20 protein-coding genes and 1 rRNA gene are annotated in these 21,973 nt (G+C 41.7%); 19 read left to right on the top strand and 2 right to left on the bottom strand.

Annotated features, from left to right (window positions below):
- Positions 1-160 precede the first annotated feature (160 nt).
- The 7 genes from D8790_RS07495 (at position 161) to D8790_RS07465 (ending at position 7,530) form a co-directional block, all read left to right on the top strand.
- Complete coding sequence (locus D8790_RS07495) at positions 161-2,353, top strand: PTS transporter subunit IIBC (protein ID WP_125388161.1); 2,193 nt, start codon at positions 161-163, stop codon at positions 2,351-2,353.
- Positions 2,354-2,370: 17 nt separating this feature from the next.
- Entirely contained in the window at positions 2,371-3,186 is an 816-nt protein-coding gene (locus tag D8790_RS07490; RefSeq protein ID WP_125388160.1) for an endonuclease/exonuclease/phosphatase family protein, read from the top strand.
- 222 nt (positions 3,187-3,408) lie between these two features.
- Entirely contained in the window at positions 3,409-4,104 is a 696-nt protein-coding gene (gene liaF, locus D8790_RS07485) for a cell wall-active antibiotics response protein LiaF (protein WP_125388159.1), read from the top strand.
- Positions 4,101-5,120: an envelope stress sensor histidine kinase LiaS gene (locus tag D8790_RS07480; RefSeq protein ID WP_125388158.1), complete on the top strand. Its 1,020-nt coding sequence runs from the start codon at positions 4,101-4,103 to the stop codon at positions 5,118-5,120. The genes liaF and D8790_RS07480 overlap by 4 nt, the downstream gene beginning before the upstream one ends.
- Complete coding sequence (locus D8790_RS07475) at positions 5,098-5,730, top strand: response regulator transcription factor (RefSeq protein ID WP_045500904.1); 633 nt, start codon at positions 5,098-5,100, stop codon at positions 5,728-5,730. Before D8790_RS07480 ends, D8790_RS07475 begins: the two co-directional genes overlap by 23 nt.
- A gap of 37 nt (positions 5,731-5,767) precedes the next feature.
- The gene (locus D8790_RS07470) at positions 5,768-7,168 is read left to right on the top strand and encodes a bifunctional Cof-type HAD-IIB family hydrolase/peptidylprolyl isomerase (protein ID WP_125388157.1); all 1,401 of its coding nucleotides are present in this window, start codon (positions 5,768-5,770) and stop codon (positions 7,166-7,168) included.
- The gene (locus tag D8790_RS07465; protein ID WP_005591890.1) at positions 7,168-7,530 is read left to right on the top strand and encodes a S1 RNA-binding domain-containing protein; all 363 of its coding nucleotides are present in this window, start codon (positions 7,168-7,170) and stop codon (positions 7,528-7,530) included. The genes D8790_RS07470 and D8790_RS07465 overlap by 1 nt, the downstream gene beginning before the upstream one ends.
- A gap of 47 nt (positions 7,531-7,577) precedes the next feature.
- Here the strand turns inward: D8790_RS07465 and cysK are convergent, their stop codons facing one another.
- Together cysK and D8790_RS07455 are read right to left on the bottom strand one after the other, a co-directional pair.
- Positions 7,578-8,507: a cysteine synthase A gene (gene cysK, locus D8790_RS07460; RefSeq protein ID WP_062122686.1), complete on the bottom strand. Its 930-nt coding sequence runs from the start codon at positions 8,505-8,507 to the stop codon at positions 7,578-7,580.
- A 116-nt stretch (positions 8,508-8,623) separates the two neighbouring features.
- Positions 8,624-9,259 (bottom strand): YigZ family protein, encoded by a 636-nt coding sequence (locus tag D8790_RS07455; RefSeq protein WP_125388156.1) that lies wholly within the window; start codon positions 9,257-9,259, stop codon positions 8,624-8,626.
- 56 nt (positions 9,260-9,315) lie between these two features.
- Between D8790_RS07455 and D8790_RS07450 the strand changes: the two genes are divergently transcribed.
- From D8790_RS07450 to D8790_RS07385, 12 genes are all read left to right on the top strand, one after another.
- Entirely contained in the window at positions 9,316-10,617 is a 1,302-nt protein-coding gene (locus D8790_RS07450) for an ATP-dependent helicase ComFA (protein WP_125388155.1), read from the top strand.
- Positions 10,614-11,279 (top strand): ComFC family protein, encoded by a 666-nt coding sequence (locus tag D8790_RS07445; RefSeq protein WP_125388154.1) that lies wholly within the window; start codon positions 10,614-10,616, stop codon positions 11,277-11,279. The genes D8790_RS07450 and D8790_RS07445 overlap by 4 nt, the downstream gene beginning before the upstream one ends.
- An 81-nt stretch (positions 11,280-11,360) precedes the next feature.
- The gene (hpf, locus tag D8790_RS07440) at positions 11,361-11,903 is read left to right on the top strand and encodes a ribosome hibernation-promoting factor, HPF/YfiA family (protein WP_125388153.1); all 543 of its coding nucleotides are present in this window, start codon (positions 11,361-11,363) and stop codon (positions 11,901-11,903) included.
- A gap of 149 nt (positions 11,904-12,052) precedes the next feature.
- Complete coding sequence (locus D8790_RS07435) at positions 12,053-15,166, top strand: pilus expression-regulating Snf2 family helicase (protein ID WP_125388152.1); 3,114 nt, start codon at positions 12,053-12,055, stop codon at positions 15,164-15,166.
- 41 nt (positions 15,167-15,207) lie between these two features.
- The gene (zapJ, locus tag D8790_RS07430) at positions 15,208-15,879 is read left to right on the top strand and encodes a divisome accessory protein ZapJ (RefSeq protein WP_125388151.1); all 672 of its coding nucleotides are present in this window, start codon (positions 15,208-15,210) and stop codon (positions 15,877-15,879) included.
- A gap of 32 nt (positions 15,880-15,911) precedes the next feature.
- Positions 15,912-17,246: a UDP-N-acetylmuramate--L-alanine ligase gene (murC, locus tag D8790_RS07425; protein WP_125388150.1), complete on the top strand. Its 1,335-nt coding sequence runs from the start codon at positions 15,912-15,914 to the stop codon at positions 17,244-17,246.
- An 11-nt stretch (positions 17,247-17,257) separates the two neighbouring features.
- A complete protein-coding gene (locus D8790_RS07420) occupies positions 17,258-17,773 on the top strand; it encodes a GNAT family N-acetyltransferase (RefSeq protein ID WP_125388149.1) in 516 nt (171 codons plus the stop codon).
- On the top strand, positions 17,770-18,267 hold the full coding sequence (locus D8790_RS07415; protein WP_125388148.1) for a GNAT family N-acetyltransferase: 498 nt from the start codon (positions 17,770-17,772) through the stop codon (positions 18,265-18,267). Before D8790_RS07420 ends, D8790_RS07415 begins: the two co-directional genes overlap by 4 nt.
- 64 nt (positions 18,268-18,331) lie before the next feature.
- A complete protein-coding gene (gene mltG, locus D8790_RS07410) occupies positions 18,332-20,134 on the top strand; it encodes an endolytic transglycosylase MltG (RefSeq protein ID WP_185761933.1) in 1,803 nt (600 codons plus the stop codon).
- Positions 20,135-20,198: 64 nt separating this feature from the next.
- The gene (gene greA, locus D8790_RS07405; protein ID WP_005592281.1) at positions 20,199-20,681 is read left to right on the top strand and encodes a transcription elongation factor GreA; all 483 of its coding nucleotides are present in this window, start codon (positions 20,199-20,201) and stop codon (positions 20,679-20,681) included.
- A 77-nt stretch (positions 20,682-20,758) separates the two neighbouring features.
- Entirely contained in the window at positions 20,759-21,388 is a 630-nt protein-coding gene (gene nth, locus D8790_RS07400; RefSeq protein ID WP_125388146.1) for an endonuclease III, read from the top strand.
- A gap of 414 nt (positions 21,389-21,802) precedes the next feature.
- Positions 21,803-21,973, top strand: a 16S ribosomal RNA gene (locus tag D8790_RS07385); the annotation flags it as partial.

Here is a 21,973-nt window from a genome sequence, read left to right as displayed (position 1 = left end):
ATTTCACCTTATTCTATATATTATTCCACTAAATATAGGAAAAAGTCCCAAAATAATTTTTATAAAAGCCTTTACAAAATTAAAAATAGTGGTATAATAGTATTATTCAATGCAAACGATTTCATCAAGGGGTGGTTTGTGAAAATATAAGGAGGTCTGGATGATGAAAGATTCATTCAAAAACATTTTTAGCTTTGAATTTTGGCAAAAATTCGGTAAAGCTTTGATGGTGGTTGTTGCGGTTATGCCCGCAGCAGGTTTGATGATCAGTATTGGTAAGTCAATTCCGATGATCAATCCTGAGCTAGGTTTTCTAGTGACTACTGGTGGCGTTTTAGAACAAATTGGTTGGGGGGTTATCGGTAACCTGCATATCCTCTTTGCTCTTGCTATTGGAGGTAGCTGGGCGAAAGAACGTGCTGGTGGTGCCTTTGCGGCAGGTTTATCCTTCATTTTGATTAACCGTATTACTGGGGTTATGTTTGGTGTATCAAGCGATATGCTGAAAGATTCTAAAGCAGTGGTTAACACTTTCTTAGGAGGAAGCATCAAGGTTTCTGATTACTTTATCAGTGTTCTTGAGTCTCCTGCTTTGAATATGGGGGTTTTCGTCGGAATCATCGCTGGTTTTGTCGGAGCAACAGCTTATAACAAATACTACAACTTCCGTAAATTGCCAGATGCTTTGTCATTCTTTAATGGTAAGCGTTTTGTACCATTCGTTGTTATCTTGCGTTCAGCAATCGTAGCAATTGTTTTGTCATTCGTATGGCCAGTTGTTCAATCAGGTATCAACAACTTCGGTGTTTGGATTGCAAATTCACAAGATACTGCACCAATCCTAGCACCATTCATCTATGGTACTTTAGAACGTCTCTTGCTTCCATTTGGTTTGCACCACATGTTGACTATCCCAATGAACTATACACAACTTGGGGGAACTTATGAAGTATTGACTGGTGCTGCTAAAGGAACTCAAGTATTTGGACAAGATCCACTTTGGTTGGCTTGGGCAACTGACTTAGTTGGAACTAAGACAGCTGATCCTACTAAGTACCAATATTTGCTTGACACATTCCACCCAGCTCGCTTCAAAGTTGGACAAATGATCGGTTCATTTGGTATCCTTATGGGGGTTGCCGCAGCTATTTACCGCAATGTAGATGCTGACAAGAAACACAAATACAAAGGTATGATGATTGCGACTGCTTTGGCAACCTTCTTGACAGGGGTTACTGAACCAATCGAGTACATGTTCATGTTCGTTGCAACACCGCTGTATATCATCTATGCTTTTGTACAAGGTGCCGCATTTGCAATGGCTGACATCGTTAACCTTCGTGTACACTCATTCGGATCAATCGAATTCTTGACTCGTACTCCAATGGCAATCAATGCTGGTTTGGGTATGGATGTCATCAACTTTATCTGGGTTACAGTTCTCTTTGCAGTGATCATGTACTTCATTTCTAACTTCATGATCAAGAAATTCAACTATGCAACTCCAGGACGTAACGGTAACTATGAAACAGCAGAAGGTTCAGATGAAGCTTCTTCATCAGAATCTGGTAATGGTAAAGTTGCTGCAGCTTCTCAAGCCGTTAATGTTATCAATCTTCTAGGTGGTCGCGCTAATATCGTTGATGTAGATGCATGTATGACACGTCTGCGTGTAACTGTCAAAGATGCTGAAAAAGTTGGAACAGCAGAGCAGTGGAAAGCTGAAGGCGCTATGGGCTTGGTTATGAAAGGCCAAGGCGTTCAAGCTATCTACGGACCAAAAGCTGACGTTCTTAAATCGGATATCCAAGACTTGTTGGATTCAGGAGAAGTAATTCCTGAAACTCTACCAAGTCAAAAAGCTGAGTCTGCAGCTGCAGCAGTTAGCTATAAAGGTGTGACAGAAGCAATCGAAACAGTTGCTGATGGTGAAGTTGTCAAGTTGGAAGATGTTAAGGATCCAGTCTTCTCACAAAAAATGATGGGTGACGGATTTGCGGTTGAACCAGCAAATGGCAAGATCTATTCTCCAGTAGCTGGTAAAGTGACAAGTGTCTTCCCTACAAAACATGCTCTTGGTCTTTTGACTGAAGCTGGTCTTGAAGTTCTTGTTCATATCGGTTTGGATACTGTTAGCCTTGAAGGCAAACCTTTTGAAGTACATGTAGCAGAAGGGCAAACCGTTGCTGCAGGTGATCTATTGGTAACAGCAGATTTGGCGGCTATTAAAGAAGCGGGTCGTGAAACAACCACTATCGTTGTCTTCACAAATGCTCCAGCAATCAAATCAGTAGCAGTTGAGAAATTCGGTAAAGTCGCTCCTAAGACAGTTGTGGCTAAAGTAGAATTGTAAGATAGAAAAGAGAAATCATGGCAAAATTCCTGACTTTAAATACTCATAGTTGGATGGAAGAAGAGCAAGAAAGCAAGCTAAAGCAGCTAGCAGAGCGGATTCTTCAAGAAAAATATGATGTCATTTGCCTGCAGGAAGTCAATCAATTAGTGGAGTCTGAACAGGTTGTTCAGGCTCCCTTCTATTATGCGGTAGATGGCGCTATTCCGATTCACCAGGACCACTATGCCCTACGTCTGGTTGAAAAGCTAGCTGAGGCAGGTCTGGACTATTACTGGTCTTGGGCTTATAACCATATTGGTTTTGATATTTACAATGAAGGGGTTGCAATTCTGTCCAGAAAGCCTCTGAAGGCAAGAGAACTCTTGGTGTCTGATGTCAATGATCCAAGTGACTACCATACGCGTAAAGTCTTACTGGCAGAAACAGAGCTTGATGGTCAACTCATCACGGTGGCTTCTTGTCACTTGTCTTGGTGGGATAAAGGTTTCCAAGGAGAGTGGGCTAAGTTTGAATCTGAGCTCTTGCAAGTTGAGACTCCGCTAGTTCTCATGGGTGATTTTAACAATCCCGTTGATTACGAAGGCTATCAGCACATTATCCAAAGTCCACTTGCTCTCCAAGACAGCCATAAGGTGGCTGACCAAACGATTGGTACAGCGACGGTTGAAGGCGATATTGCTGGATGGGCAGGAAACAAAGATGCTCTAAAAATTGATTATATCTTTACAAGTAAAGATTTCAATATTGAAAGATCTGCTGTTGTTTTTGATGGGCAACGTGGTCCAGTCGTTAGTGACCATTTTGGCTTGGAAGCACAAGTCCATTTCTAAGCTTGTCTGAACAATAGAAATAAACTAAAAAATTGCTTTAAATGTTTGTTTTGCTTAAACAGCATTTGAAGTGATTTTTTACTTTTTAGAGGAAAAGTGCAAAGAAGTCTAGCACCTAAAGGAGATGCTGCTAAAGATAGGATAATCTTTCCATTTCATGCCTCAGACGGAGGTTTTTTTGCTTAATTTTGTTACAATAGAGATGTAAGGAAGGGAATAGCTATGTGGAAAGTTCAATTATTCATCTTTGTTGAAGCGATTCTATTATCAATGGCGCTGGTTACCATGCTGGCTGCCGATTTTTCGCGTGTTGTTCTCATCATGCTACTCTTTCTCTTGTTTTTATATTATTATTTCGGCAAGCAGAGAGGCAATTCGCTGTTAGTCGCGACTATGATTGTCTTCTTTTTCATTGTCATGCTCAATCCTTACGTTATAGCCGCTGTGCTCTTTGCCTTGATTTACGGCATGATTGTGGCCTATCCTTATCTGTACAAGGAAAATCAAGAGACCCATCTTTTCTTTGAAGATGCGACCGAAGTTCGAGCTGAAAAAAATCGTTGGTTGAGAGATTTACAGCATTTCTCAAAGGATGACTGCCAGTTTCATGATATCAACCTTTTGAGAATGATGGGAAAGGATACCATTCATTTAGAGGATGTCATTGTGGTCAATCATGATAATGTGATTGTGATTCGCAAGGGCTTTGGGGATACCAAGATCGTCATTCCTTTGGATGTGGAAATTCAGCTTCAGATCAATACCTTATACGGAGACTTGAATTTTTTAAATCATCCGCCACGCAAGCTGCGCAATGAAACGATTTCTCTGACAACGCCTGACTATAAGCGAGCCAGCAAAACTGTAAAAATTGTTTTGGTCAGCTTTTTAGGAAATGTGGAGGTTGTTAGAAAGTGAAAAAAACAAGTTATTTGGTCATTTTTCTCTATACCTTCTTTGTTTTAGGAATTATCTTTCATTACATTTTTAATCTTTTTAATTTAGAATGGCAAAAGCTGCTGAATAATCTGGAACTACTCCAGTCCTTTGCCTTTTTTGTTCTGGTTCTGGGCTTAGCGCTAACTATTTTCTTGGCCGCTGCTGCGCGCTTCCTTCAGCATCTGTCCCTTTCTCAAGTTCAAAAGAATTTAAAAGCTATTTTAGAAGGCAGGGGCATACAAGAAACCGGGCAGGCAGAATTAGATGATTCTTTCGTCCACTTGAAAGAAAAGTTGGATAGTCTAACCGAAAATTTGCAGAAATCTGAGAATCAGGCTTTACAGGCTGAAGAGAAGATTATTGAAAAAGAACGCAGGCGGATTGCTCGCGATTTGCATGATACGGTCAGTCAGGAGCTATTTGCTGCTAATATGATTCTCTCAGGTGTCGCTGGAAACGTGGAGCGTCTGGATAAAGACAATCTCCAGCAGCAGTTAAAGGGAATTGCAGACATTCTAGATACGGCACAAAAAGACTTGCGGATCTTGCTCTTACATTTACGGCCGACAGAATTGGAAAATCGGACCTTGGTAGAGGGCATGAGTGTCTTAATCAAAGAATTGACAGATAAGTCGGACTTGACTGTCCAGTTTAAGCATGAGGTGGTCAGCCTGCCCAAGCAGATAGAGGAGCATATTTTTAGGATTATCCAAGAAATCATCAATAATACCTTGCGCCATGCTCAGGCCAGTCGTCTGGACATCTATCTCTATCAGACGCCAAATAGACTCAAACTCAAGGTTTCTGATGACGGAATCGGTTTTGATCCAGCTAGCTTGGCTGACATGAGTTATGGTTTGAAAAATATTGAAGATCGAGTGCATGATATGGCTGGCACCTTGAAGATTCTGACGGCTCCCAAAAAAGGAGTTTCTATTGAAATCAGTGTTCCATTGTTAGAAGGGGAAAAGGATGAGAATATTACTAGTGGATGATCATCAAATGGTCAGATTGGGCTTGAAAAGCTTTTTTGAATTACAGGACGATATTGAAGAAGTGACAGAGGCTACCAATGGTAGAGAAGGTGTCGAAAAGGCTTTGGAAAGCCGTCCAGATGTGATTATGATGGATATTGTTATGCCAGAGATGAGTGGCATTGATGCTACTTTGGCTATCTTGAAAGAATGGCCAGAGGCAAAAATTTTGATTCTAACGTCCTATCTGGACAATGAAAAAATCTATCCTGTCTTGGATGCGGGTGCTCGTGGCTATATGTTGAAGACTTCTAGTGCGGATGAAATTCTCCATGCCGTCAGAAAGGTTGCAAAGGGTGAATTTGCCATTGAAACAGAAGTCAGTAAGAAGGTCGAATACCATCGGAATCATATAGAGCTTCACGAGGATTTGACAGCGCGGGAGCGGGATATTTTGGGGCTTTTAGCCAAAGGTTATGAAAACCAGCGGATTGCTGACGAGCTCTTTATTTCCTTGAAAACGGTCAAGACGCATGTGTCCAATATTTTGTCTAAGCTAGAAGTGAGCGATCGGACCCAGGCAGTCGTCTATGCTTTTCAGCATCACCTTGTTCCGCAAGACGACTTTTAATGATATAATAGAGAAGATTAAATTGAAAGAGGAAGATATGAAGGCAAAATTAAAATATAAGGCGAAAAAGATTAAGATTGTTTTCTTTGATATCGATGATACCTTGCGGGTCAAGGAAACGGGCTTCATCCCAGAATCGATCAAAGTTGTATTTAAGCAGCTGAGAGAAAAGGGAATTCTGACAGGAATTGCTTCTGGTCGTGGCATTTTTGGAGTCGTTCCAGAAATTCGTGCCTTGGATCCTGATTTTTTTGTTACCTTGAATGGGGCTTATGTTGAAAATCGAAAGGGCGAAGTCATTGCGAAAACGGTCATTCCGCAAGAATGCGTGGAATCCTACATTTCCTGGACCAAGGAAGTGGGAATTGAGTACGGTTTGGTAAGTAGTCACGAAGCGGCTTTGTCTGTTCGCAATCCTATGATTTCGTCAGCAATTGATATCATTTATCCAGATCTAGCTGTCAATCCTGATTTTTATCAAGATCATGAAATCTATCAAATGTGGACTTTTGAGGATGTAGGTGACAGTTTGCAGTTGCCAGAAGATTTGGCCAAGTCTCTCCGTATGGTACGTTGGCATGAGCATTCATCGGATGTCGTACTAAAAGAAGGTTCAAAGGCAGCTGGCGTTGCCAAGGTCGTGGAACACCTAGGTTTCAAGCCAGAAAATGTTTTAGTTTTTGGCGACGGACTCAATGATTTAGAATTATTTGACTATGCAGGGCTCAGCATTGCTATGGGAGTTTCCCATGAGGAATTGCAGAAAAAGGCTGATTTTGTCACAAAAACGGTCGAAGAAGACGGCATCTTTGATGCTTTGGAGCAATTGGGCATGGTGGAGAAAGAATTGACCTTCCCACAGCTTCATCTTGACGCGCTTGAAGGACCAGTGGCAAAGATCAAGACAAATCATGGTGAACTGAAGATTCAACTCTTCCCAGAGCAAGCGCCCAAAACAGTTGCCAACTTTATCGCCTTATCAAAGGATGGCTACTATGACGGAGTAATCTTCCACCGAGTTATCAAAGATTTTATGATTCAAGGTGGCGATCCGACAGGTACTGGTATGGGCGGAGAGTCCATCTACGGCGAACGCTTTGAAGACGAGTTTTCACCGGAACTTTATAACATTCGTGGGGCTCTTTCCATGGCGAATGCTGGACCGAATACCAATGGCAGTCAGTTCTTTATTGTCCAAAATAGCAGTCTTCCTTATTCAACCAAGGAATTGACTCGGGGAGGATGGCCGAAGCCGATCGCTGAAGTTTATGCTAGCAAGGGCGGGACACCGCATTTGGACCGTCGACATACTGTGTTTGGTCAACTGGTGGATGAGGCATCTTATGAAGTTTTGGATAAAATTGCAGCGGTTGAAACAGCTTCAATGGATAAACCACTTGAGGATGTTGTCATTGAGACGATTGAGGTTATAGACTAATGAAAATCGGAGATAAGTTAAAGGGCAAAATTACAGGGATTCAGCCCTACGGTGCCTTTGTCGAACTAGAAAGCGGTCTGATCGGGCTCATTCATATTTCCGAGATTCGGACGGGCTATATTGACAATATTCACGATATTTTAAAAATCGGGGATCAGGTCCTCGTGCAAGTGGTGGATTACGATGAGTTTTCTGGTAAGGCCAGCTTATCGATGCGAACCTTGGAGGAGGAAAAACATCGTTTACCGAGACGACATCGCTTTTCAAATGATCGTTGTAAAATTGGATTTGCGCCCTTAGGTAAGCAATTGCCAATCTGGATAAGGGAAGCCAAAGCTTTTCTGAAAGAACAAAAAGAGTAAAAAATTCCTACCCAAACGGGTAGGAATTTTGTTAACTCTTTTCACAATTAAGCGTCAAATTCGTAGAGAGCGGTAGATAGGTAACGTTCACCATTATCAGGTGCTAGGGCAAGGACTTTCTTGCCAGCTCCTAGTTTTTTAGCAACTTCGATGGCTGCAAAAATAGCCGCAGCAGATGAAATTCCGACTAGGAAACCTTCCTGACCACCAATATGGCGTCCTAACTCTAGCGCTTGATCAGAAGTCACGCGGACAATGCCATCATAAGATGCTGTATCCAAGGTCTCTGGAATGAAGCCAGCTGAAAGTCCTTGGATTTTGTGAGGACCGGGTTTCTCACCAGAAAGGATAGCAGATTCGTCTGCTTCAACCGCATAGATTTGGACATTTGGATTCGCTTTTTTAAGAGCATGAGAGACACCAGAGATAGTCCCACCAGTTCCGACACCACCGACAAAAGCGTCCAGTCCAGTTTCACCGAAGGCAGCGACAATTTCTGCTCCTGTTGTTCGTTCGTGAACCTCTGGATTAGCCGGATTGTTAAACTGCAGTGGCAACCAGCCATTTCGCTCTTGAGCAATTTCTTCTGCCTTGGCAATAGCCCCTTTCATTCCTTCGCTACCCGGAGTCAAAACTAGCTCCGCTCCATAAGCTTGGATAATCTTGCGGCGCTCCACACTCATAGTTTCTGGCATCACAATGACAACCTTGTAGCCTTTAGCTGCTCCAACCCATGAAAGGCCAATGCCAGTATTTCCGCTGGTTGCTTCCACAATAGTGTCGCCAGGCTTGATAAGGCCATCGCGTTCAGCGGCCTCAATCATACTGAGAGCAATCCGGTCTTTGACAGAAGAGCCAGGGTTGAAGGCTTCTAACTTGACATAAACCTCAGCAGCTCCTTCTGGAACAATATTATTAAGTTTAACAATTGGCGTTCTTCCAACTAATTCTGTGATATTTTGATAAATGTTTGCCATTTTTCCTACCTCAATACTTTAATGAGACTAGTATAAGCTGAAAGTGGCACTTTGTAAAATATAAAAAAGCTATGACTACGATAAAAATTCTTTATCACTAGGCCTAGCTGTTAAGATTATTCAACTGTTAAAGGAATTTCAACCTCGCGCAAACCTTGATCATCAATTTGGATTTTGCCATTGAAAAACTCGATTAATTTCTGCTCTAGCATTCCTTTCTCTTGTTTGTCAATATAGATGGTTGTAGCAACTAGATCTGTGAACTCTGTATCAAATTCGATCAGATCTTCAGCTTTTAAAAAGTTATCGAAGTTTTGGTACTGGCTGTAAGACATTTTGAGGCGCAGGCCCGCCTGTTCTTTGATTTCGATGAGACCAATTTCTTTAATTGCCAAAGCGACGCTGCCTGCATAAGCCCGAATGAGTCCACCAGCTCCTAGCTTAATCCCGCCAAAATAGCGCGTGACCACAAAGCAGACATTGGTCAGTTGGTGATTCTCCATGACACCGAGCATAGGAACGCCCGCTGTACCGCTGGGCTCACCGTCATCACTGGTTCGTTTGATCTCACTTTTTTCTCCTACAATAAAAGCAGAGCAATTATGAGTGGCTTTATAGTGCTCTTTTTTGATGGCAGCAATAAAATCCCGAGCTTCCTCTTCTGAGTAAACGCGCTTGGCGTGGCAAATGAAACGAGATTTTTTAATTTCTTCTTGGGCTTGGCCGTCTTGTCTAATTGTTCTATATTCCATAGTTTTATTGTACACAAAAAAATAGATTTTTCCAAAAGTTTTACGAATAAAAAAGTATGTTAGAAAGAAAAGATTGCCTAGGTAGAATATTTACAGAAGATCAGCTCAGTCCTGAACTGCGTATGCAGGCTCAGCAGCTACCCAGTATGCGAGAGGAAAGGAAGAAGTTGTTTTGCGGCCGCTGTGGCTCTCAAGTAGACAAGGAGAACTACCAGCTACCTGTCAATGCCTATTATTGCAGAGAGTGCTTGATTTTGGGGCGAGTTCGGAGTGATCAAGAACTCTACTATTTTCCACAGGAAGATTTTCCAGAAAATCAGGTACTCAAGTGGCAGGGGCAATTAACGACCTTTCAAGAGAAAGTTTCTCAGGGACTGTTAGAGTCAGTTGCTCAAAAGCAGAATAGCCTAGTCCATGCAGTGACTGGGGCGGGCAAAACGGAAATGATTTATCAGGTGATTGCAGAAGTGATTGATCGTGGAGGTGCCGTTTGCCTAGCTAGCCCTCGAATTGATGTCTGCTTGGAGCTTTATCGCCGGCTCAAGCTGGATTTTGCTTGCCTCATTTCACTTTTGCATGGCGAATCCGAGCCGTATTTTCGCAGTCCCTTGGTCATTGCTACTACCCATCAGCTTCTTAAATTTTATCGAGCTTTTGATTTGCTGATTGTGGATGAAGTAGATGCTTTTCCTTATGTGGACAATCCTGTGCTCTACCATGCCGTGGAGCAGTCGGTCAAGGAGGAGGGAACGACAATTTTCTTAACTGCCACTTCGACGGATGAGCTAGATAGAAAAGTTCAAAAAGGAGAATTAAAACGACTCAGCCTTCCTCGTCGCTTCCATGGCAATCCTTTGATTGTGCCCCAAAAAGTTTGGCTGACGGATTTTCAAAAGTATCTAGCCAAAAAGAAACTACCGCCTAAATTGAAGAAATATATCGAGAGACAGAGAAAAACAGGCTTTCCTTTACTGATCTTTGCCTCGGAAATCAAAAGAGGTCAAGAATTTGCACAAGTTTTAGAGGAGATCTTTCCAGCGGAAAGAGTCGGTTTTGTCGCTTCGACAACTGAAAATCGTTTAGAAATCGTTGAAGAGTTTCGCAAGCGAGAAATTACTATCCTAGTCACGACAACCATCTTAGAGCGTGGTGTGACCTTTCCCTGTGTAGATGTCTTTGTTCTAGAGGCCAACCATCGTCTCTTTAGCCGTAGTGCCTTGGTGCAAATTTCTGGTCGAGTGGGACGTAGTATGGAGCGACCGACGGGAGATTTATTCTTTTTTCACGACGGCACTACACGTTCAATCGAAAAAGCGATTCGTGAAATCAAACTGATGAACAAGGAGGCTGGCCTATGAGAAATTGCCTGTTATGTAGCCAAGTAGTCGAAGAAAATAGGACTTTTTCTTCCTTGATTTTATTACAAAAAGAGCAGAATACAATTTGTAAACATTGTCGAGCAGGATTTGAAGCTATTTCCTCTATCCATTGCCCACGTTGCTGGAAGGAGGGAGAAACGGAAATTTGCTCGGATTGTCAAATATGGGAAGCGCAAGGCTATTTGGTGAAGCATCAAGCTTGCTTTCTTTATAATGATTTAATGAAGGATTTCTTCAGCAAATACAAGTTTCAAGGGGATTATCTTCTAAGATTTGTTTTTGCAGGAGTTCTCAAAAAAAGCCTCAGAAACTTCAAAAAATATACTCTGGTTCCTATTCCAGTCAGCCATGAAAAATACCAAAGTCGAGGTTTTAATCAGGTGGAAGGCTTCTTGCAAGCAGCTGGCTTACCTTATAAACATTTGCTGGAAAAGCAGGATGCGCTTGCCCAATCCAGTAAAAATCGCGAAGAACGTTTAAAAAGCCAGCAATGTTTTACATTGGTAAAAGATGTCCTTCTGCCAGAAAAAATTCTTCTGATAGACGATGTGTACACGACTGGAAAAACCTTGCAATTAGCTCGAGAATTATTGCTGGAAGCAGGTGTGAAAGAAGTTTTGACATTTTCACTCGCAAGATAAGAAAATATTTGCAAAAAAGGAATGAAAGCGTTATAATGATATTGTAAATAAAACATTTATGTTTAGAAAGAAGGTACTTATATGCTTAAATATAGTATCCGTGGTGAAAACCTAGAAGTAACTGATGCTCTCCGTGACTACGTAGTTTCTAAACTTGAGAAGATTGAGAAGTATTTCCAAGCAGAGCAAGAACTTGATGCACGGGTAAATTTGAAAGTGTACCGGGAGAAGACGGCGAAAGTCGAAGTAACCATTCCTCTTGGCTCAATTACCCTTCGGGCAGAAGATGTTTCACAAGACATGTACGGATCTATTGACTTAGTTGTCGATAAGATTGAACGTCAGATTCGTAAGAATAAGACAAAGATTGAAAAGAAAAATCGGAACAAAGTTGCAACTAGCCAGTTGTTCACTGATGCTTTAGTAGAAGACGCTGATACAGCATCTTCAAAAGTAGTACGTTCTAAGCATATTGATTTGAAACCAATGGATCTAGATGAAGCGATTTTGCAAATGGATTTATTGGGACACGACTTCTTCATCTACATAGATGTTGAAGATAGTACAACGAATGTTATCTATCGTCGTGAAGATGGAGATATCGGTTTGTTAGAAGTAAAATAATGTAAAAGAGCCGTCTAATGGACGGCTTTTTGTTGTAGAGAAAGCTCTCGCTCATTCTACTTCAAAGAATGTTTGCAAATAAAGAAATTCTATTTCGTTTTTATAGCTGTCCTATGGTATAATAAAGGGATAAATGTTAGGTGGTAGGTATGGCTAAATTAATTCCTGGTAAAATTCGAACGGAAGGAATTGCCCTCTGTGACAGCAAAAAAGTCGAAATTCTTGACGTCAAAGATTCCTTTTTATACACTCGCGTGGACCAGTACAATCTGCGCTATAGTCTAGATGATGATGCAGTTTTCTGCTCCTGTGACTTTTTCCAAAAGAAGAAGTACTGTGCCCATCTGGCTGCCTTGGAATATTTTTTGAAAAATGATTCGGCGGGTAAAGATCTGCTGGCGAAGATGACAGAAAAAGAGTCTTCTAGTCAGGAAGCCCAGAAATTGGTTTCTTTTGGTAGCCTTTTTTTGGATAAGATTTTGCTAGATAAATCCAGTCAACAAATGCGCTATGAGCTATCAGCGACTGGACAGGAAGATACTTACACAGGACAATTTTTATGGAGCCTGCGGATTAGCCGGCTGCCGGATGAGCGTTCTTATGTAGTGCGTGATATTTTGTCCTTTTTGAGAACCTTGAATAAGGGTGGGCATTATCAAATCGGTAAGAACTACTATGAGCCTATCCGAATGGAGAATTTTGATGAGGCCAGTCAAGACCTACTAGAATTTTTACGAGGCTTGGTGACGGATTATAAGGGGCAGGACTCTTCGTTGGTCTTTCCCAATGCTGGGCGGCACCTTTATTTTCCAGCCAGTCTTTTTGAGGAAGGCGTGACTCGCTTGATGAATCTCACTTCGTTTCGTTTGGAATATAGCTTTTATGATTATGCTGAGGTATTTTTCCAAGACTTGCATGAAGAAGCAGGAATTTATCAGTTTGAGGTGCAAGAGCGTGAAAACTTTTTTGAGCTGCTGATATCTGAAAAGAATTATAAGCTGCTCTATGGAGGTCAATTTCTTTTTCATAATCAGACCTTCTATCAGCTGACGACTGAGCAGACCAAGTTAGTCAAGGCATTACAGGAATTGCCGATTGAGCATGAGCGCGCCAAGCGCCTGCAGTTTGATGTGTCTGAGCAGTCCAAACTAGCAGTAAGCTTGCTCGAGTTCAAAAAAATTGGCCGTGTGACAGCACCTGAGCGACTGTTCATTCATGATTTTACCGTGAATTTCAATTTTTATTTAGGGACTGACAAGCAAGTATTGCTGGATCTTATCTTTGATTATGGTAGTCAGACTGTCACCAGTCGTGAAGAGCTGAGAAACCTACCCTTTGCCAGTAATTTTGAGCGAGAACAGCAAGTTTTTAAAGCAATGCTGGAGGCAGGTTTTGCAGATGATTTTATCAGCCAGCGTCCCCCTTTACGACCAGAAGAAATTTACCGTTTCTTCTCTGTCTTGATTCCGCGCTTTAGAGCATTGGGCAATGTCTACTTGTCAGATGAGCTGCAGAGTCTATCACAAACAGAACCTCCGAAGGTTTCCATCAGTATGAATGGTGGGCTCTTAGATATTGGCTTTGACTTTACTGGTATCGACCAGTCTGAGGTAGATGATGTTCTAGATTCTCTGATGAGCCAAAAGGATTACTTTATCAGCAAGACGGGTCAAGTTGTGATTTTTGATGAGAATAGTAAGCGAATCAGCCAGACCTTGCAACAATTGAGAAGCAAACATTCTAAAAATGGGGTTATCCAAACTCATAGCTTGGCTGCCTATCAACTCTCTGAATTGTTCAAAGATCAGGAAAGAGTTGACTTGTCGCAAGATTTTCGCCAGCTGGCTTATGATTTGACACATCCTGAGAATTTTCCTCTGCCTAAGCTGAAAGTTCAGGCAGAGCTTCGAGATTATCAAGAAACGGGTGTGAAATGGCTATCCATGCTGAATAAATATGGATTTGGTGGTATTCTAGCTGATGACATGGGCTTGGGAAAGACTCTTCAGACCATTTCTTTCTTGACTGCTCATTTGACCAAGTCTAAGAAAGTTTTGATTTTGGCGCCGTCGAGTCTAATTTACAACTGGAGTGATGAGTTTGCCAAATTTGCTCCAGACTTAGATGTCGCTGTTGTGTATGGACTGAAAAATGTTCGAGATGCTGTGATTGCAGAAGACCATCAGATTACCATTACCAGCTATGCTTCCTTCAGACAAGATGTGGAAGAGTATCAAGGGCTTCATTTTGACTATTTGATATTGGACGAAGCACAGGTCATGAAAAATGATCAGAGCAAGATTGCTCAATATCTGAGAGCATTTGAGGTGGAGCGGACTTATGCCTTGTCTGGCACGCCGATTGAAAATCATCTCGGTGAACTTTGGTCAATTTTTCAGATCGTCCTTCCGGGCTTATTACCGAGCAAGAAAGCTTTTTTGAAGATGCCGGCAGAAACAGTTGCGCGCTATATTAAACCCTTTGTCATGAGGCGTAAGAAAGAAGAAGTCTTGCAAGAACTTCCTGATTTGATTGAGGTTTCTTACCGTAACGAACTTGCAGACAGCCAGAAAACGATTTATCTAGCCCTGCTCAAGCAAATGCAGGAGCGAATTCTCCATGCAACGGAGGAAGAAATCAATCGCAGCAAAATTGAAATCTTGTCTGGTCTTATGCGACTCCGTCAAATCTGTGATACTCCCAAGCTTTTTATGGATGATTATGATGGGGAAAGTGGCAAGCTGGAAAGTTTGCGGGAGCTGTTAGAGCAGATCCAAGACGGCGATCATCGTGTTCTGATATTTTCACAATTCCGTGGCATGCTGGATATTATCGAGCAAGAACTGAGCCATATGGGAATGGAGTCCTTCAAAATTACAGGCTCAACTCCGGCAAAAGAACGTCAGGAGATGACCAAAGCCTTTAATCAAGGAGAAAGATCTGCCTTTCTGATTTCTCTTAAAGCTGGTGGTGTGGGTCTCAATCTAACTGGTGCAAATACGGTTATTTTAGTGGATCTTTGGTGGAATCCGGCAGTAGAAGCCCAAGCTATTGGTCGAGCTCATCGCATCGGGCAGGAACGGAATGTAAAAGTTTATCGTATGATTACACGGGGAACTATAGAAGAAAAAATTCAGGAATTACAGGACACTAAACGAAATCTGGTTTCAACAATTCTGGATGGCGTTGAGTCTCGCTCCAGTCTTTCGATGGAAGAAATTCGAGAAATTCTTGGAATTTCATCTGAATCGCTTGAAAAATAGTTTGAATAGTTTATAATAATGAAGAGTTGAAAGGACATGCTATGACAAATACTAAATTTCCTATAATTGCTGATGACGAAATCATGTTGACAGAAATGCCGCACATGAATTTGTACGATGAGTTGGATCTGATTAGCAACATTAAAGGGGACTATCAGGACCGTAATTATTTAGAATGGATGCCGATTGCTAAGCCAGAAAATCCTGCTCATGCTGCTCCTAGTCAAACTGTAAGTAAAGCTAGAAAGAAGCAAGCTCCAGTTACGGACTTTAAAAAGCCGATTGATAAGAAGGATCCAGCTATTCGCTATGCTGAGCAAGCACGAGAGGAAGCTCGGGCTGATCTGAGGAAAAAACGTTCGGCTGCTTATTTGACAAGCAAGCTCCCAAATAAGGTTCGTAGTCGGAAGGTGGTACCTCCTTTTGAGGGAAATCCAGTTAAACCAACAGCCCCTTTCCAAAAGGAAAATCCGGGTGAGTTAACGAAGTTCAGTGATAAGCTAAAGCAAGATAGCTACATATTAGCAGATGTTCAGTCTCAACCTCTCATAGAAGTACCAACGAATCCAGAAAAAAAGAAAAAGAATAACTACGATTTTCTCAAAACCAGCCAAGTCTATAACAAGGGCAAGAAGCGAGAAAAACACAATAAGCATAAAAAAGCACAGGAATTGGACATCACCAAGTTGAGTTCAGATGCCCAAGGGCAATAAGGCTTCAGTTGTTTAAGATTTAAGGAGTAATCATGACGAAAACCTATCATTTTATCGGAATTAAGGGCTCAGGTATGAGCGCTTTGGCTTTGATGTTGCATCAGATGGGCCATAAGGTTCAAGGAAGCGATGTTGATAAATATTATTTCACTCAGCGTGGTCTGGAGCAGGCTGGGATTCCCATTTTACCTTTCGATGAAAAAAATCTCCAGTCAGATTTTGAAATTATTGCCGGTAATGCCTTCCGTCCAGATAACAATGTGGAAATTGCCTATGCAGATGCCAATGGTATTAGCTACAAGCGCTACCATGAATTTTTAGGTGGCTTTATGCGTGACTTTGTTAGCTTGGGAGTGGCTGGTGCCCACGGGAAGACCTCTACAACGGGGATTCTCTCCCATGTTCTCTCCAATATCACGGATACTAGCTATCTGATTGGTGACGGTACAGGCCGTGGTTCTGCCAATGCTAAGTATTTTGTCTTTGAATCAGACGAGTACGAGCGTCATTTTATGCCATATCATCCGGAATATTCGATTATTACCAATATCGACTTTGATCATCCGGATTATTTCACAAGCTTGGAAGATGTCTTTAATGCTTTCAATGATTACGCCAAGCAGATTACCAAAGGACTCTTCGTTTATGGAGAAGACGAGCAACTACGCCGTATTACTTCAAATGCGCCGATTTACTACTATGGTTTCAAGGAAGAAGGCAACGACTTTGTTGCTCACGACCTCTTGCGTTCTACTAGTGGTTCAGGATTTAAAGTTTCCTTCCGTGGGCAAGAGCTGGGTGAGTTCCAGATTCCAAGCTTTGGCCGTCACAACATTATGAATGCGACTGCGGTCATCGGTCTCCTCTACATTGCAGGTATTGACTTGAATCTAGTAAGGGAACATCTCAAGACCTTTAGTGGGGTCAAGCGCCGCTTTACAGAAAAGATTGTCAACGACACAGTCATTATTGATGACTTTGCCCATCATCCAACGGAAATTATCGCGACTCTGGATGCAGCTCGTCAGAAGTATCCAAGCAAGGAAATTGTGGCCATCTTTCAGCCGCACACCTTCACTCGGACGATTGCTCTCTTGGACGAATTTGCGGAAGCCCTCAATCAGGCTGACTCAGTCTATTTAGCCCAGATTTACGGATCTGCGCGTGAGGTGGACAAAGGCGATGTTAAGGTCGAAGATCTGGCTGAAAAGATTGTGAAGCGGGCCAAGGTCATTGACGTGGATAATGTTTCTCCGCTTCTTGACCACGATAATGCCGTTTATGTCTTTATGGGAGCTGGTGACATCCAGACCTATGAATATTCCTTTGAACGTCTCCTGTCCAATCTTACCAGCAACGTTCAGTAGGAGGCGCCTGGATGGAAGCACCGATTCGAATCAGACAGTCTGAATTGAGCGACTGGGAGGAAATTCTTGCAATTGAGCAGCTGAATTTTCCAGCAGCAGAAGCAGCCAGTGCAGAAGTTCTCAAAGAGCGGATTGAATGCATCTCGGATACTTTTTTGCTGGCAGAGCTGCATGGTCAGCTGGCGGGTTATATTGTTGGACCAGCTGTTCAGACGCGATATTTGACAGATGATCTCTTTAGCAAGGTGGGTGTTAATCCTTCAGAAGGTGGCTTCATTGCCGTCCAAAGTCTGTCCGTCCATCCGGATTTTCAGAGGCAGGGTGTCGGAACCTTGTTGCTTGCAGCTCTCAAGGAGACAGCTGTTCAGCAAAACCGGCGGGGCATTAGCCTAACCTGCCATGATGAGCTGATACCTTATTATGAGATGAATGGCTTTGTCCACGAAGGGATTTCTGACTCAACTCACGGTGGGACTATCTGGTCAAATATGGTATGGGAAAATCCTGATTTCAAGGAGAAAGAATGATTATCCGTCAAGCTCAAACGGCTGACTTAGATGCCATTTATGCCATCGAATTGGAAAATTTTAGTCCAGAAGAGGCTATTAGTCATGAAATATTGGCAAAGCATATTGAAACGATTCCTTCAACATTTTTGGTTGCAGAAAAAAATGGCAAGATTTTGGGCTATTTAGAAGGTCCTGTCCGACCAGAACGCTATTTAAAAGATATTTCCTTTACGGAGGACATTGAAGATTATAGCTATCTGGCTGGTGGATTTATCTCTGTGACCAGTCTATCCATTTCTAAAGAAGCACAGGGGTTAGGTGTAGGAAAAGCCTTGTTGGACACTATGAAGGAAATTGCGATTGCAGATGAACGCCACGGTATCAATCTCACTTGTCATGATTATTTGATAGCCTATTATGAGCAACATGACTTTGTCAACGAAGGCCGTTCAGCCTCAACGTATGCAGATGAAGTATGGTTTGATATGGTTTGGGAAAATCCCCAGATATAACTTTCATAAATAATATAGTTTTAAAAGTCGGATATGATTGCATTTATCTGACTTTTAAGATATAATGTTAGGGATTATGAAGAAGGAGATCAAGTTTTTGACTGAAAATTCACAGGATAACGAAAAGACGCTGAGTTTTAAAGAGAAAATTTTGAATGAGTTGGCAGCAGCCAATGGTACCCAAAATCACTCAGTTCAGGAAGAAGCGCAGCCTCTTTTAGGTAAAGAAATGGAATTGGCGGAGAGTTTGGAATCTCTCGTTTCTGCTGTTGAAAAATCTCATGAGGTTCTAGAGAAGGATACTTCAGTAGAGGAAGAACCTAATAAGATCAAAGTAGAAGAGCCAATGGGACAAAGCGAGCCTACTGTTCATACTCAGGCAGATGTGCTAGAAAATATAGTTCGTAATTCTACGATTTCGGAAGTTCCATCAAATGTTGATGGGCCAGGACAAGCTGATGTTGCTAAGAAGGAAAGTATAGAATCTGGAGAGGTTCAAACTTCTGTGGCTCATTCGGAAGCTTATCAAGAAAAGGTAGCGCCTGTTGCAGGTGAGATAAAAGAAACAGTGTTACCTGATTCAAACACTACAGATGAAAGAGAAGCTAAAAAAGACTTTTCTACTGCAGAACCAACGCTAAGTCGTAGAGATGTTGCTCATGGAAAGAAACGTTCACGTGCAGATCGTACCAATAGTAGTAAAAAGAAAAAACGTAAAAACGGCCTAGCCAATCGAATCGTGATGACAGTCTTGGTGCTTTTCCTATTGGGCCTTGGTATTACTGGTTTTGTAGGATACAATTATGTCTCTTCAGCGCTGAAGCCAGTAGATGCCAAATCGACAGAATATGTGACGGTGGAGATTCCTGCCGGTTCTAGTACCAAACAAATCGGAGAGATTTTAGAAAAGAAAGGCCTGATTAAGAACGCTCAAGTCTTTAATCTTTATTCAAAAATCAGAAGTTATGGTAATTTCCAATCTGGCTACTATAATCTTCAAAAGAGTATGGACTTAGACACGATTGCTAAGCAATTACAAGAAGGTGGCACAGATACACCACAGCCTCCAGTTCTTGGTAAGATAACAATTCCTGAGGGATACACTTTGGAGCAAATTGCCGAAGCAACTACTGTCAATGCTGCAAAAACTGCGAACAAGAATACAAAAACACCATTCAGTAAGGAAGATTTTCTAAATAAAGCTCAAGATGAAGACTTTATTGCAAAAATGGCAGCTAAATATCCGCAGCTTCTAGCTACTTTGCCGAGCAAGGATAGTGGTGTTAAATATCGTCTGGAAGGTTATCTCTTCCCGGCTACTTATGATTATGGAAAAGAAACCACGGTTGAAGAACTAATTGACCAAATGTTGGCTGCTATGAATACCAATCTATCGCAGTATTACTCAACAATTGAGTCTAAGAATCTGACGGTCAATGATGTTTTGACCCTCGCCTCTTTAGTTGAAAAAGAGGGATCAACTGATCAGGATCGCAAAGATATTGCGAGCGTCTTTTATAATCGTTTGAACCAAGCTATGCCACTTCAGAGCAATATTGCGCTTCTTTATGCTCAAGGAAAACTTGGTCAAAAGACAACTCTTAAAGAAGATGCTGAAATTGATACAAATCTTGACTCGCCTTATAATGTGTACAAGAAGCAAGGTTTGATGCCTGGTCCAGTAGATAGTCCAAGCCTGTCTGCTATCGAAGCTACCATTATTCCAAGCAAGACAGAGTACTTGTATTTTGTAGCAAATGTGGAGACAGGGGCTGTATATTTTGCAAATACCTATGAAGAACACGCTAAAAATGTGGAAGAACACGTTAATAGCAAATTAAACCAATCAGGTGAAAGTTCTAACTAAATTATGTGGTTTTCCACATAATTTTGTTTTATCAAAAAATAGAAAGAAGAGAGAAAATAAAGTAATGGCTGAAAAAACTTATCCTATGACCCTTGTAGAAAAGGAAAAATTAGAACAAGAATTAGAAGAATTGAAATTGGTTCGACGTCCAGAAGTAGTAGAACGCATTAAAATTGCTCGTTCTTACGGAGATTTATCAGAAAATAGTGAATATGAAGCGGCTAAGGATGAGCAGGCTTTTGTTGAAGGACAAATTTCAAGTCTAGAGACGAAAATTCGCTATGCTGTGATTGTTGATAGTGATTCAGTTGCTAAAGATGAAGTTGCCATCGGTAAAACTGTTACTATTCAAGAAGTCGGTGAGACTGAAGAAGAAGTATACATTATCGTTGGCTCAGCTGGTGCGGATGCCTTTGCTGGAAAAGTTTCAAATGAAAGCCCAATTGGTCAAGCATTGATTGGTAAGAAGACCGGTGATATTGCAACAGTAGAAACACCAGTTGGCAGTTATGACGTCAAAATCCTAAAAGTTGAAAAAACAGTATAAGAAAAGTCGAGCACGCTCGGCTTTTTCTTTATCAATTTATGCTATAATATAGAACAAGCAAAGGAGATTGTATACTGATGGTTTTATCAAAAAAACGAGCACGCCATGTCATCGAGGAGATCATTGCCCTATTTCCTGATGCCAAACCGAGTTTAGATTTTAGAAATCACTTTGAGCTACTCGTGGCAGTCATGTTATCCGCTCAAACGACAGATGCTGCAGTTAATAAAGCTACACCGAATCTATTTTTAGCTTATCCTACTCCAGAAGCTATGGCAGCAGCATCCGAGGCAGATATTGCCAAGCACATTTCGCGTTTAGGACTTTATCGAAATAAGGCCAAGTTTCTAAAAAAATGCGCCCAACAACTCTTGAGCGATTTTAATGGACAGGTGCCTCAGACTCGGGAAGAATTAGAAAGTTTAGCTGGGGTGGGGCGTAAGACAGCTAACGTGGTCATGAGTGTAGGGTTTGGTATTCCAGCTTTTGCCGTTGATACGCATGTTGAACGCATTTGTAAACACCACGATATTGTCAAAAAGTCAGCAAGTCCTTTAGAAGTTGAAAAACGTGTTATGGATGTTCTCCCACCTGAACGCTGGCTAGCTGCCCATCAGGCTATGATCTACTTTGGTCGGGCTATTTGCCATCCCAAAAATCCAGAGTGCGAACACTATCCTCAACTTTATAATTTTGATCATGTTTAAGATAGAGTCTGTGGATACAAATTTTTACTAGGCGACGAACGGTTTAAGGGGCGTAAAAGACTGTTGCGAGAGTTAGAGGAATATTTAAGCGACTTTAGCAGCACGGTGATATAGAGAAGAATAAGGGAGAGGTAAGTATAGTTTATCTTTCCCTTTTAATTTATTGAGTTATAGGTGATTTTAGAGGGGTTGGAAGAAAAGATGAAAAAAAGATAAAAAAAAATTCAAAAAAAGTGTTGACAAGGGAGTGGATAGGTGATATACTGATATAGTTGTCGCTTGAGAGAGCGATAAAGACCTTTGAAAACTGAACAAGACGAACCAATGTGCAGGGCACTACAACATCTGTTGTAGTACTGAACAAAGAAAAAACAATAAATCTGTCAGTGACAGAAATGAGTGAGAACTCAAACTTTTAATGAGAGTTTGATCCTGGCTCAGGACGAACGCTGGCGGCGTGCCTAATACATGCAAGTAGAACGCTGAAGGGAGAGCTTGCTCTTCTGGATGAGTTGCGAACGGGTGAGTAACGCGTAGGTAACCTGCCTGGTAGCGGGGGATAACTATTGGAAACGATAGCTAATA

The sequence above is a fragment of the Streptococcus cristatus genome, assembly GCF_003943535.1.
GTDB classification, from domain to species: domain Bacteria; phylum Bacillota; class Bacilli; order Lactobacillales; family Streptococcaceae; genus Streptococcus; species Streptococcus cristatus_L.
The sequence above is the reverse complement of the archived record's forward strand: the minus strand, read 5'-3'. Positions and strand labels throughout refer to the sequence as shown.